At 65.1% G+C, this 13,268-nt stretch carries 12 protein-coding genes; 8 read left to right on the top strand and 4 right to left on the bottom strand.

Going from position 1 to position 13,268, the window contains the following annotated elements:
* The first annotated feature begins 23 nt into the window (after window positions 1-23).
* From LPA44_RS11465 to LPA44_RS11455, 3 genes are all read left to right on the top strand, one after another.
* Window positions 24-416, top strand: a complete 393-nt coding sequence (locus LPA44_RS11465; protein ID WP_230889724.1) for a universal stress protein — start codon at window positions 24-26, stop codon at window positions 414-416.
* 65 nt (window positions 417-481) lie between these two features.
* Entirely contained in the window at window positions 482-1,465 is a 984-nt protein-coding gene (locus tag LPA44_RS11460; protein WP_230889723.1) for a tyrosine--tRNA ligase, read from the top strand.
* Between the two features lie 43 nt (window positions 1,466-1,508).
* Entirely contained in the window at window positions 1,509-2,012 is a 504-nt protein-coding gene (locus LPA44_RS11455) for an NUDIX domain-containing protein (protein ID WP_230889722.1), read from the top strand.
* Window positions 2,013-2,171: 159 nt separating this feature from the next.
* On the opposite strand, the gene LPA44_RS11450 is transcribed toward LPA44_RS11455, so the two are convergent.
* Both LPA44_RS11450 and LPA44_RS11445 read right to left on the bottom strand, forming a co-directional pair.
* Window positions 2,172-2,801, bottom strand: a complete 630-nt coding sequence (locus tag LPA44_RS11450; RefSeq protein ID WP_230889721.1) for a rubrerythrin family protein — start codon at window positions 2,799-2,801, stop codon at window positions 2,172-2,174.
* Between the two features lie 218 nt (window positions 2,802-3,019).
* Window positions 3,020-3,874 carry a sulfurtransferase gene (locus tag LPA44_RS11445; protein WP_230889720.1) on the bottom strand — a complete coding sequence of 285 codons (855 nt, stop codon included), beginning with the start codon at window positions 3,872-3,874 and terminating at the stop codon, window positions 3,020-3,022.
* Window positions 3,875-4,083: 209 nt separating this feature from the next.
* Here LPA44_RS11445 and LPA44_RS11440 point away from each other — a divergent pair, with 209 nt between their 5' ends.
* Window positions 4,084-4,854, top strand: a complete 771-nt coding sequence (locus LPA44_RS11440; RefSeq protein WP_230889719.1) for a sulfurtransferase — start codon at window positions 4,084-4,086, stop codon at window positions 4,852-4,854.
* Window positions 4,855-4,893: 39 nt separating this feature from the next.
* On the opposite strand, the gene LPA44_RS11435 is transcribed toward LPA44_RS11440, so the two are convergent.
* Entirely contained in the window at window positions 4,894-5,910 is a 1,017-nt protein-coding gene (locus LPA44_RS11435; RefSeq protein WP_230889718.1) for an AI-2E family transporter, read from the bottom strand.
* Between the two features lie 174 nt (window positions 5,911-6,084).
* Here LPA44_RS11435 and LPA44_RS11430 point away from each other — a divergent pair, with 174 nt between their 5' ends.
* Entirely contained in the window at window positions 6,085-6,633 is a 549-nt protein-coding gene (locus LPA44_RS11430) for a hypothetical protein (protein ID WP_230889717.1), read from the top strand.
* Here the strand turns inward: LPA44_RS11430 and LPA44_RS11425 are convergent.
* Window positions 6,611-7,611 (bottom strand): IS630 family transposase gene (locus tag LPA44_RS11425; RefSeq protein ID WP_230889716.1). Its coding sequence is split into 2 segments (ribosomal slippage): window positions 6,611-7,119 and window positions 7,119-7,611, totalling 1,002 coding nucleotides; the frame shifts between segments, so codons are not numbered across the junction. The two genes, LPA44_RS11430 and LPA44_RS11425, sit on opposite strands and share 23 nt — an antisense overlap.
* A 244-nt stretch (window positions 7,612-7,855) precedes the next feature.
* On the opposite strand from LPA44_RS11425, the gene LPA44_RS11420 reads away from it, so the two are divergent.
* The 3 genes from LPA44_RS11420 to LPA44_RS11410 form a co-directional block, all read left to right on the top strand.
* The gene (locus LPA44_RS11420) at window positions 7,856-10,984 is read left to right on the top strand and encodes a PKD domain-containing protein (protein WP_230889715.1); all 3,129 of its coding nucleotides are present in this window, start codon (window positions 7,856-7,858) and stop codon (window positions 10,982-10,984) included.
* A gap of 57 nt (window positions 10,985-11,041) precedes the next feature.
* Window positions 11,042-12,163 carry a thiamine ABC transporter substrate-binding protein gene (locus LPA44_RS11415; protein WP_230889714.1) on the top strand — a complete coding sequence of 374 codons (1,122 nt, stop codon included), beginning with the start codon at window positions 11,042-11,044 and terminating at the stop codon, window positions 12,161-12,163.
* The coding region (locus LPA44_RS11410; protein ID WP_230889713.1) for an ABC transporter permease at window positions 12,124-13,268 on the top strand (1,145 nt) is incomplete at its 3' end. The genes LPA44_RS11415 and LPA44_RS11410, both read left to right, overlap by 40 nt.

The raw sequence follows: 13,268 nt of genomic DNA, 5'->3' as shown, positions 1-13,268 counted from the left end.
TCGGCGGCACGGTACTACCGCACATGGACATCCTCGTCCCCGTCGACGGCTCGGACTGCAGTTTCCGCGCGCTCGGGTTCGCCGCGGAGATGGCGCGCCGCTACGAGGGACGCCTCGACGCCGTCCACTTCGCGGAAGCCGAATCCGAGAGTACGGACGCCGTCCTCGACCGCGCCGAACGCGTCCTCGACGCCCAGGACGTCGACACCGAACCCGAGGTCAACACGGACGTCGACGTGGAGTTCCGCCCGAGCGACAGCGTCGGCGACGACATCCTCTCGCTCGTCGAGGAGCGCGGCTACGACCACGTCGTGATGGGGCACCACGGCGCCGGCACGCTCGAACGCGCGCTCCTCGGGAGTGCCGCCGAGACGGTGCTGCACGCCGACCGCGTGCCCGTGACGGTCATCCCCTGAGTCTCCTGTGGACGCGTTCGCACGCATCCAAACCGCTTAACCCCGAGCGCTGACTCCGCAGTCGTATGGACACCTACGAACTCCTCACGCGGAACGCGGCGGAAGTCGTGACCGAGGAGGAAGTCGAAGCGCTCGCCGAGGACCCCGACGGGAAGCGAGCGTACGTCGGCTACGAGCCCTCGGGCGTGCTCCACCTCGGCCACCTGCTCACCGCGAACAAACTCATCGACCTGCAGGACGCCGGACTGGACGTCGTCGTCCTCCTGGCAGATGTCCACGCGTACCTCAACGGGAAGGGCTCCTTCGAGGAGATTCGGGACACCGCCGACCAGATGAAAGAGCAGTTCCTCGCGTACGGCCTCGACGAGGAGTCCACGGACTTCGTGCTCGGCAGCGACTACCAGCTCGACGACGACTACGAACTGGACCTCCACGAACTGGAGCTGGCGACGTCGCTGAACCGCGCGCAGCGCGCGATGGCCGAGATTCAGGGCGGCGAGACCGCGAAGGTCAGCCACGTCGTCTACCCGCTGATGCAGGCACTCGACATCGAGTACCTCGACGTCGACGTCGCGGTCGGCGGCATGGACCAGCGGAAGGTCCACATGCTCGCCCGCGAGGAGCTCCCGAGCCTCGGCTACGAGAAGCGCCCCGCCGTCCACACGCCGATTCTCGGCGACCTCGAGACCGGCGAGGGGAAGATGTCCTCCAGCGAGGGCATCACCATCTCCATGGAGGACTCCACCGAGGACCTCCAGGAGAAGGTGAACTCGGCGTTCTGCCCGCGGACCCGCGACCCCGAGGGCGACCTCGTCAACCCCGTGCTCGAACTGTTCCAGTACCACGTCTTCCCGCGCTTCGAGGAAGTCGTCGTCGAGCGCCCCGACGAGTACGGCGGCAACCTCGAGTACGACGACTACGAGGCGCTCGCCGCGGACCTCGAATCCGGCGAACTCCACCCCGCGGACGCGAAGGGCGCGCTCGCGGACTACCTCGACGACCTCATCGCGCCCGGCCGCGAGCGCCTCCGCGAGATTCGCGGCGAGTAACCCCACACCCTACTTCTAAGCCGCAGGTCGCCGTAGACCCGCCGTGACCGCCGACGCCCCCGATTCCCTGACAGACCCCGCGACGCTCCGCGACCGCGAAGCCGTCGCCGTTCGCGAAGAGACCCAAGTGGTCGACGCGGCCGAGTTCGCGGACACGACCGAGTTGGAAAGCCACGTCGTCGTCGGCGTCGCGAGCGAGGCCGGTGTCCTCCTCCAGAACGATGGGCACCACGGCTGGACGCTCCCCGCGTTCCCCGTCGAAGCGGGCGACGACTGGCTGGCGGTCGCGCGCCGCGAGTTCGAGAGGCTGACCGGTGTATCGGTCACTATCGACGCCGTCGAACGCCTCCGCGCCCACGAGTACCGCGTCCCCGACACTGGCGACAGCACGACGGTCTACAACGTGGTCGTCCGCACGACGCCGACCGCTCGAATTCCGGAGGGCCCGCAGAGTCGCGTGGACGGCACCGAAATCCAGTGGTTCGTGGACGTTCCCGAACACGCTCCTGGACCCGTCGCAGCGGACGTCGAGCTATTCGTGGACTGACAACCGCAGAACGAGCATCCGCGAGCGCCGACGGCGCTCGCGGTTCACTCGCGGCTTCGCCGCGAAGCCGACGAACCCCCGAAGGTGGGTGACGGCGCTTTTTCCGCAAGTTTTTGCCAGGGAGGGCGGCGTAGCCGCCCTCCCACAGCAAAAAGTGCGTTAACAGACCGGCTTCGGGTTGACGCCCATGGATTCGAGTTGTTCGGTGTACTCGTCGTAGGCGGCCTGGATGGCGGCGTCGGCGGCGTCTTTGGCAGTCTGCCAGTCCTCGTCGTCCTCGCAGATGTCGTCGAGGAGTTCGAGCGCGCGCTCGCGCTGGTCGTCGAGGTCGCCTTTGAGGTCGCGGAAGACGCTCGCGGTCTGGGGGTCGGCTTGGCCGACGAAGAAGCCCGTGAGTTGTTCTTTGGACTTCTCGGTGGCGAGGATGCGACCGAGGAGCGCGCCGGCGCGCTCGACCGTGTCGTCGAGGCCGCGGAGGTACGCCTGCATGCCAGTGGCGTCGTCGTCGGGCTGGTAGTCGTCGAGTTTCGCGAGGACGGCGTCGGCGTGCTCGTCCTCCTCGGCGGCGGTAGTCTCGAAGACGACGGTCGCTTCGTCGTCGGCTTCGTCGGCGGCCCACGCGTGGAACGTCTGCGCGGCGACGTGTTCGGCGTCGGCGGCGGCTTCGAGGACCGGGGCGGCGTCCATCTCGCCGCCGGTGGCGGCGTACAGTGACTTCGAGGAGCCGAGTCGCGAGAGCGCGGTCTCGTTGTCGTCGCGGACCGCGTCGAGGAATTCGCTCGGTGTCATGGCGTGGCGTAGTGGCTACTGGGGCTTGTATGCTGTCGTCGCGGCGAACGGGAGAGGTGGACTGGTGGGGAGCCGACAGTCCAACGAGGGGGAACATGGGGCGAGAACCTCGCCCGAGCGTCTTGTCGCCCGGTCCGATAAAGTGGCTTGTGGCCGCAGAGCGGACAGCCGACGCTATCGGGCCGTAGCGCGCGAAAAAACGAGTGTGTGGTGTCGAGTTACTCGCCAGTCTCGATGGGGGCGTCGACGAGGTTGCCCCACTCCGTCCACGAGCCATCGTAGTTGGTGACGTCGTCGTAGCCGAGCAGCTCGGAGAGCGCGAACCACGCGATAGAGGAGCGCTCGCCGATGCGGCAGTAGGCGACGACTTCCTGGTCGTTCGTGATGCCCTCGGACTCGTAGAGCTCCGCGAGCTCGTCCTCGGACTTGAACGTGCCGTCGTCGTTGACCGTCGCGGCCCACGAGATGTTCTCCGCGCCGGGGACGTGGCCGCCACGCTGGGCGGTCTCGTTGAGTCCTGGCGGTGCGAGGACCTCGCCGCTGAACTCCTCGGGGGAGCGAACGTCGACGAGCGGGATGCCGCGGTCGATCGCGGTCTCGACGTCGTCGCGGTACGCGCGGATGCCGTCGAAGGGGCCGCGGGCCTCGTAGTCGACTGCGGAGAAGTCCGGCTCCTCGTCGGTGGTCGGGTAATCGTTCTCCACCCAGTAGTCGCGGCCGCCGTCGAGGAGCTTGACGTCCTCGTGGCCGTAGTACTTGAATTGCCAGTAGGTGTAGGCGGCGAACCAGTTGGAGTTGTCGCCGTAGAGGACGACCGTGGAGTCCTCGCTGATGCCGTGACTACCGAGGAGGTCCGCGAAGTCCTCCTTGTCGAGGATGTCTCGCTGGGTCTGGTCCTGGAGCTGGGTCTCCCAGTTGAAACCGATGGCACCGGGGGCGTGTTCGTCGTCGTACGCTTCGGTGTCGACGTCTACTTCGACGAGTCGATACTCGGGGTCGTCACTCTGGAACTGGTCGAGGTGGTCCTCGACCCAGTCCGCGGTGACGAGTACGTCTTTGGCGTATTCTGCCATACACGCCCGTACGACACCCACCCCCATAACTATCGGCTACGCCGGCAGGTTCCCCCGGGCATCGAGTTTACCGGCGAGGTTCGCCGCGATAGGTGGCGGTTCCCGACGGGCTCGCCGGATGTTAGCCAGTTTATAGGCAACAAAATCCGCTATCTCGGAGTGACGGCGACAGCCGGGAGGCTAAGGCGCGCGAACCCCTCGCCTCGAGCATGAGCGAGGATTGGGTCGCGTCCGCGGACTGGCTCGCCGAACACCTCGACGACGTCGTCGTCGTGGACGTCCGCGACGCGTGGGAGTACGACGGCATCGGCCACGTTCCGGGGGCGGTCAGCGTTCCGTTCGACGAATTCAGAGCCGAGGGCGGGCCGGAAGGAATGATGCCCGAGCGCGACCACTGGGCCGAGTTGCTCGGCGACACGGGCATCGAGCGCGACGACACCATCGTCGCGTACGACGACACGCACGGCGTGTTCGCGGCGCGCTTCCTCGTCACCGCGCTGTACTACGGCCACGACGACCTTCGGCTCCTCGACGGCGACTACAGCGCGTGGATGCGCGACCACGAGACCAGCAGCGAAGCGCCCGACGTGACGCCGACCGACTACGAACCCGGCGAGCCCCATGAGAGTGTGTTCGTCGACGCCGACGACGTACTCGCGGCGACCGACGACCCGGACGCGGTGGTCGTAGACACACGCGAACCCGACGAGTACGCCGCGGGCCACATCCCGGGTGCGGTGAACCTCGACTGGAAGGAAGTTGTCGACGACGAGACGCGCGGCCTGAAGCCCCGTGAAGAAATCGAGGCGTTGCTCGCCGAGCGTGGCGTCACGCCCGACGAGCGAGTGGTCTTGTACTGCAACACTGCGCGCCGCATCAGCCACACGTTCGTCGTGCTGCGCTGGCTGGGGTTCCCGGACGTCGCGTTCTACGAGGGGAGCCTCACGGACTGGACCGAGCGCGGCCACGCGCTCGAATAGTCACGGCTCCGCCGCGTCGTCACGACCATTCTGCGGTAATCACGGCCATTCCTCCGGCAGCAGCGACACCTGCGTCCCGCGGTGTTCGTCCGCGAGCAGGCTCGCGGCCTCGACAACGAGCGCGACGATGAGTGGCCCGGCGATGATGCCGATGGGGCCGACCGTGAGTAGGCCGCCGGTGAACCCGACGAAGTAGAGGCTCCCCGGGAGGTCCGCAGTCCGCCGGGAGAGCCGTGGGCGAACGACGACGTCGGGCAGCCACGCTACTAACACGCCCGCAACGACCACGACGAGGATGGCGCCGGTCACGTCGCCGATGCTCGCCCAGTAGAGCGCGACCGCGCCGACGACCAGCGATGGCCCGACGATGGGGATGAATTGGAGGAGGCCCGCGAGCGCGGCGAGCGTGACGGGGTAGGGAACGCCGAGTGCGAAGAACACTGGGAGCGCGATAACCGCCGTCGCGAGCGCCGTCACGGCCTGCAGGACGTAAATCGCGTACAGCGTCGCGCCCGCGCGGTCCGACAGCGAGCGCGCGATGTCGTGGTACGTCGCGGGAATCGTCGCGAGGAGCGCGCGCTCGGCGTCCTCGTGGGCGAGCAACAGCCCGAAGACGAGCATCCCGAACAGCGTGAGCTTCAACGCGAGTTCCGGGAGCGCGACCGCGACTTCGACGGCGAACGCCGTGAGATACGAGAGCGCGGCGTCCGTGACGATTCCGACCTCGATTGTGTACGTATACTCGTAGAACGCCAGCGTCAGGCTCTCCGGGAGCCCTTCGAGCGCGTCGAGGAGTCGGTCGGCGCGCTCGGTGAGCACGTAGATGCCGGTCGCGACGGGCACGAAGACGGCCAGCGACGCGAGCGCGGCCGTCGTCGCGCTCGACCACCACGGCGGCAGGCCGAGTCGCTGGACGCGACGGTGAATCGGCACGAGGAGGTACGCGACGGTGACGGCGAAGAACACCGTCCCGAACACGGCCCCGAGGAGCAACGCGGCGGCGACGAGGAGTACGGCGAGTACGACGGCCAGCGTGGTGGTTCGTGACGGGGGCACGACGGGAACTACCGCAGGAACTGTCAAAAGCGTTCGGCGCGGGGACCGACCGCCCCACGCTTCGTGTTCGGCTGACAAATCGATCACCTCTTTTAGGCTTGTTGGCCGTTAGCGGCCGCGTTACCAGAAGTTTGGCAATAATCCCTTTCCGCGTCAATCGCCGTCTTATTATACATGACTGACAGTGGGGCCAGCAGCACGTGGGGGCGGCAGCGGGCGCTCGTGCTCGCGGTGGTCGTCCTGTTCGCGGCGAGCGCGGTGGCAGCGGGTGTCGGTACGGTAGCGGCGGATGGCACGACAGAGACGACGGCGGACGCATCCGAAGAGAACCCAATCAAGTTCGTGTACGTCGACGGCGACACTGACAACGTCACGTTCGTACGCGCGAACGGAACGCGAGTCGGGACAAACGCGACCGCAGACATCATCGGGCCAATGGCCGACCTTGACAGCGACGGGTTGCTTGAAGTGCCATACGTAACCGAGAGTAACGATATCTATGCAGTTGACAAGGACAACGAGACGCAGTTTATTGCAAGTGGGGCGTTCGCTTCGAAATCGAAGGTCGGCGTCAGCGACTGGACTGGCGACGGAAATCCAGAAGTTCTGTACGCGAACAAATCGGACGAAAAGGACATTTATTACGCGAACATCTCCGGAACGCCAACAGAGCTCACCAGTAAGAAGGCTATAGTAGACACTAGAAGTAATTGCTCACTTTAGGGACGGAGAGTTTGTCGAGAGCGGTGTCGATCGCTGTTGTTAGCTCGTCGAGTGAGTCAAAGAAGCGGTTGCTCAGTGCCTTTTGCAGCTGTCTCCAGCATTCTTCGACCGGATTCAACTCCGGTGAATACGAGGGTAACGTCACGAAGGCGAGGTCGTCACGGGCCGCCAGGTCCGTGACGGCCGACGCCTGAAAATACGGCGCTCCGTCTAGCACGACGATCAAGTCATCTTCGAATTCTTCGCATACTGCTAAAATGAAATGTTTCGCGTGTTCGGCCGTGACGTACTCGGTGAATCGCGAGAAGAAGCGATCACCGTCCTCGGTGATCGCGCCCAGCAGACACGTCCACTCGCGTTGGCCAGACAGTTCGACTGAGGGCCGCGTGCCCTGTGGAAACCACGCGGCACGCGGCTCAACTTGCACGGATTTCTTGGTTTGGTCGATACAGACTACGGTGGCGTCCATTTCCCGCCGCTTTTTTTGAGCTCATCGTGGAACGCTTCTCGCTCGTCTTCGTCGGCTTCGGCGGCTGAACGGCGTGGTTTTTGATAGCTCAATCCCGCTTCTTTCAGCAACCGCCGACAACTCGGGATTGAATACTGGACGCCGTACGTTTCTTCGAGATACTGTTGGGCAAGCGCCGGCGTCCACGCCGGCGCGTCGATCCCGACCTCTTCAGGTGGATCGTGAACGGTTTCTTCGAATTCTTTCTGCTGTGATTCTGAGAGTTTCCGCTTTCTCCCAGTTCGTTTATCGTCAGAAACGGCTTGCTCAAGCGACTCGTCGGTGTCGAGTCGCGTGAGCCAGCTGTAGATGGTCCGTCGCTGAACGTCGTACCACTCGGCTAGCTCGGTTTGCGTGACACCATTTTTGTACGCGATTGCCGCTAAGAGCCGTTGTGTCGGCTTCTTTCCGTCCACGTTGTCGAGAGCGTCTTGCAATTCCTCGACGGAGATCTCGTCGAGATGATTCACTAGCTACTGCAACTATCTCTGAGTAAAAAGTTCTACCGGTTACTATAGTGCAGTTCTTGGCGCTGTGGATTTCGACGGCGATGAGTCGAAGGAGGTTATTTACGCAGGGACATCACAGACAGTCAAGTACTACGACGTGAAGGCGGATGACGTTCATAGTCTCAAGACTGCTGGAAGCAATAATGGCGGTCTTGGTGTCGGTTCTCCTGCAATCTTTCGAAATAACGAGGAATACCGGGTGCCCATGATGGTTGGGAACCCGATTATCGTGAACGCGAGTAATGACGTTATTTCACTCTCAAACAGCGGGATGGCGAAAGCCCCAGCAGCCGGCGTCAACTGGGTAGGCGATTCGAGACTTGAAGTTGTTCACCTAAACAAGAATGGAGAGGTTGCATATACGCACTTCAACGAAACGACGAAAACTGTTCAGGATGCTGACGGTGACAAAATCAACGCACTTCATACTGCGGGCGTCGCACGCGTTGAAAACTATCCCTCCTCCCTCTCAGTGAGCAACTTCGAGGCGAACGCGACTGGCGACCAGAACGTGACGGTGAACGTCACGACGAACCACGACCTCTCGGAACTCAACGTTACGCTCAGCGGGCCCGAGAACGAGACGCTCACGCTCGGCGACTTCGAGGAGACGGAGACGAACCCGTACTCGTACACCGCGACCTACGACGGCAGCACGGACGGCGAGTACACGGCCACGGTCGAACGCGCGGCGTCGGCCGGCGACAACGTCTCGTCGACGGGCTCCGACACCGCGAGTGTCGACGAGGTCAAGCCCGTTCTGAATTCGGTGAACCTCACCGACGCGACGAACGACGACGGGAGCGTCGCGCCCGGCGACACTATCGAAGTGACGGCGAACGCGACCGGCGACGTCGGCACGGTGACGGCGAACCTCTCGGCGTTCGACGCGGGCAGCAACGTCAGCCTCTCGCACGAGAGCAGCGACGTGTACAACTGGACCGGCGAGGTCGGGGAGAACGCGACCGACGGCAACCACGCCGCGAACGTGACCGTCAGCGACGGACAGGGGAACACCGTCAGTAACGAGACTAGCACGCTCACCGTCGACACCGGCGAGCTATCGGTCGAACTCCGCGACAACCGAACGGTCGCCGTCGACGAGCAGGTCGAATTCTCGCCGCAGTCCGTGGAGAACGCCAGTGGCAACGTCACCTACGAGTGGGCGTTCGGCGACGGCACTAACGCGTCCGGCGAGACGGTCAATCACACGTACGACGCCACGGGCGAGTACGTGGTGAACCTGACCGTCACAGACGGGACAGGCGACACCGCGAACGCGTCGATGAACGTGACGGTGAAGGAGCCGCCCGCCATCGAATCCGTGAATCTCACCGACGAGGTCGACGGGAACGGCATCGTCGTCCCCGGCGACACTATCGAGGTGGCGGCGAACGTGAGCGGCGACGTCGATACGGTGGTCGCTAACCTGTCGGCGTTCGACGCGGGGACAGTCAATCTCACCGAGAGTGGCGGCGTGTACAGTACGACTGTTCAGGTTGGGGAGAACGCGGCCGACGGGAATTGGTCGGCGAACGTGACGGCGACCGGCGAGGTGGGGGACAACGCCTCGGCGGATACGAACGCGCTCGAAGTCGACACCGACGAACTCGCTGTATCCCTCAACGACAGTCGCACGGTCCAAGTCGGCGTGGAGTACGAGTACTCGCCGCAGTCTGTGGACAACGAAGTGGGCAACGTCACCTACAACTGGACGTTCGCTGGGACCAGCGAATCCGGGAAGTACGTCAACTACACGTTCGACTCGACGGGCACGTACACGGTCGAACTGACCGCGAGCGACGGGTCCCGCGACACCGCGAACGACTCGATGACGGTCACTGTCGAGGACGACAGTCCGGTCGTGGAGGCAGCGAGTATCTCCGACGAGACGGACGGGAACGGCGTCGTCGTCCCCAACGACACGGTCTACGTGCGCGCGAACGTGACGGGTGCCGTCGACACGGTGACCGCGGACCTCTCGGCGTTCGGCGCGAACGAAAGCGTCGAACTCACACTCGCCAGCGGGAGTATCTACGACCGAACCATCGCGGTCAACGACAGCGCGACCGATGGCAACCACTCGGTGACCGTGACGGCGACGGGGGAGTGGGGAACCACGAACTCCAGCGAGACGGGAACGCTCACCGTGGATACCGAGGAACTGACGGTGACGGTGAGTGATAGTCGAACGGTGCAACTGGGGAAGACGTACGAGTACGCGCCGCAGTCCGTCAGCAACACGACCGGCGACGTCATCTACAACTGGACGTTCGGGAACGGCGACAACGCCACCGGCAGGACCGTCAGCCACGCGTACGAGTCGACAGGAACGTACACGGTCGAACTGAACGCCAGCGACGACTCCCGCGACACCGCGAACGCCTCGATGGTGGTCGAGGTGGTCGACGCGCCGATCGTCGAGGCGGTGAACGTCTCCGACGAGACGAACGAGAACGGCATCGTCGCACCTGGCGACACCGTGGAGGTGACGGCGACCGTGAGCGGCGACGCCACCTCGGTGACGGCGAACCTCTCGGCGTTCGGCGCGAACGAAAGCGTCGACCTCACACTCGCCAGCGACAACACGTACAACCGAACTGTCGCGGTGGACTCGAACGCGACCGACGGCGAGCAGTCGGTGACGGTGACTGCCACGGGGAGCAACTCCACTGACTCCGCGGAAACCGGCTCGCTCACCGTCGACACCGAAACGCTCGACGTCTCCCTGAACGACAGCCGGACCGTGGACGTGGGCGAGGAGGTCGAGTACTCGCCGGCGGCCGTGAACGCCGCGGTCGGTGACGTCGACTACGAGTGGGAGTTCGCGTCGAGCGCCGTGAAAAGCGGGAAGACCGTCACGTACGCCTTCGATTCGGCGGCCACGTACGAGGTGGTGCTGACCGCGAGTGACGGCTCGAACGACACCGCGAGCGCGTCGATGAAGGTGGACGTCGTGTCGGACAGCACTGTCGCGGACACCACGACGACGAGCGATTCGACGGACGGTGGTTCGACTGGCGGCGGGAGTGGCGGGTCTGGAGGGTCGGGTGGGAGTGGCGACTCGACGACGGAGACGACGACTGCGCTCACGACCAACGAGAGTACACAGACGCCGACGAGTACGCGGACGGTCACCGAGAACACGCAGACTGCGACCGAGGAGGCGACTGCGACGAGTGAGACGAGCGACCAGACGCTGGCAGGCGGCGAGACGCGGGACGACCCCGGAAATCCGGGTGATGGGCAGACGCCCGGTGAAGCACCGGGGTTCGGCGCTGTGGCGGCGCTGCTCGCGCTCGCTGCGGCGGCGGGGCTCGCACTCCGGGAGTGAACGCTCGCACCTGCCGAAGCGACGACCTTTTCTACCACAGAGAGAAACAACCCGGTGATGAGACGGCGTGCCTACCTCAAGACGGCTGGCGTCGGCGTCGCGGGCCTGCTGACCGCCGGCTGCTTGCAGGTCGAGGAGGGGGAGCAGACGAGCACTACTGCAGAGACCACCACGACCACCAAGGGGACGACGACTGGCACGACCAGCGAGTCGACCGAGCCGCTGAAAATCGCGACCTACGACTCGTTCTTCGGCGACGAGGGGACCGCCGGCCGCTGGCTGAAAGACCAGTGGGAGGCAGACCACGACACCGAAATCGAATACACCGCGCCGAGCAACGGCATCAACGAGTTCATCCAGCGCAAACAGCAGGGCGCGGGCATCGACGCCGACCTCTTCGTCGGCCTGAACACGCCCGACCTCGTGCGCGTCGACGAGTCGCTGCCCGACAGCGACCTCTTCGACGACCTGCGCGGCGACCTCGACAACGACGACAACGTCAAGGAGAGTCTGGAGGTCGACCCCGAGAACCGCGTCGTCGCCTACGACACGGGCTACATCACGCCCGTCTACGACAGCACCGAAATCGACAATCCGGAGACGTTCGACGCGCTCCTGGAACCCGAGTACGAGGGGACGTTGCTCGCGCAGAACGCCCAGTCCAGCGACCCCGGGCTGGCGTTCCTCCTCTGGACGATTCACGAGAAGGGCGCGGACGGCTACCTCGACTACTGGGAGGAACTGCTCGCCAACGACGTGCGCGTGCTCGACGACTGGCAGCCCGCCTACAACGCGTTCCTCGAGGGCGAGCGCCCGATGGTCGTCTCCTACTCCACCGACCAGGTGTACTACAACAGCGAGGAGGAACTCCCGCACCACCAGGTGAGCTTCCTGAACGACCAGGGCTACGCCAACCCCGAAACCGTGGGACGGTTCGCCGGTACCGACCAGCCCGAGACCGCCGCCGACTTCGTTGACTTCGTGCTCACCGACGAGGCGCAGGCGAACGTCGCCGTGAACAACGTCCAGATTCCCGCGACGACCACCGCGTCGCTCCCGGAGGGGTACGCCGAGTACGCCAAGGAGCCGCCCGAGCCGGTCACGTTTACCTACGAGGAGCTCGCAGGGAACCTCGACGAATGGACCGAGTCCTGGGCCCAGCTGGTCGCGAGCAACTGACGCGAGTGACCGACTGGCTGTCCGGCGCGGCGGGCCGACTCGCCGATGACGCGGACCGGCTGGTCTTCCCAGTGGTCGGTGCCGGGACACTGCTCGTGCTCGCCGTCGTCTTCTACTACCCGGTGTGGACGGTGTTCGTGGAGGCGTTCGGGGACGCCGCCGAACCGATTCGGGACGTGCTCGAGAGCGAGTTCTACGTGGGCGCCGCGCACGGCCTGTTCGCGCACCCCACGCAGGTGCCCGGCGACGTGCTCGCGTGGCTGGCGAGCGTGCGCGTGCACGCCGCGTGGACTGGATTTTTGCCAGACATCTGGTTCTCGTACCCCGCGGTTCGGAAGGGGTTGTTCGGATTCACGGCGTGGCAGGCGTTCCTGTCGACGGTGGCGAGCGTTGCGCTCGGGCTGCCGGGCGCGTACGTGCTCGCGCGCTTCGAGTTCCCTGGCCGGCGCACGCTAAAGGCGCTGACCATCCTGCCGTTCGTGCTCCCCTCCATCATGGTGGTCGCGGGATTCGTCGCGACGTTCGGGACGAACGGCACTCTCAATGGCGTGCTGACGGCGCTCGGCCTCGGGAAGGTCGAACTGCTGTACACCCTGAAAATCGTGGTGCTGGCGCACGCGTTCTACAACGCGCCCCTCGTCACCCGGATGGTGACGTCGGCGTGGGAGAACGTCGACGCCAGCGCCGTCGAGACCGCGCGATCGCTCGGCGCCAGCCCGTTGCGGGCGTTCCGTGACGTCGTCGCGCCTCAGTTGCTGCCGGCGCTTGCGGCGAGCGCGGTGCTGACGTTCGTGTTCACGTTCATGACGTTCCCCATCGTACTGGGGCTGGGCGGCCTCCAGTTGGCGACCGTCGAGGTGTGGCTGTACGCGCGCGTCCAGCAGCTCGACTACGAGACCGCGGCCGCGCTCGCCACGCTCGAGACCGTCGTCTCGCTCGGCTTGACGTACGTCTACCTGCGCTACGAGGCACGGCGCGCGGGCGGTGGTGCCGGTAAGCCGCTGCCTCGCGACCGGCTGTTCTCCCTCGACGTCGACGACCTCCGGAGCGCGCTCGTGCGCGCCGGCATCGGCGTCTACGGCGTCGTCGTCGTGCTCGTCTTCCT

Origin of the sequence: Halobacterium sp. KA-4 (genome assembly GCF_021028995.1) — an archaeon.
Taxonomy (GTDB): domain Archaea; phylum Halobacteriota; class Halobacteria; order Halobacteriales; family Halobacteriaceae; genus Halobacterium.
The sequence above is the reverse complement of the archived record's forward strand: the minus strand, read 5'-3'. Positions and strand labels throughout refer to the sequence as shown.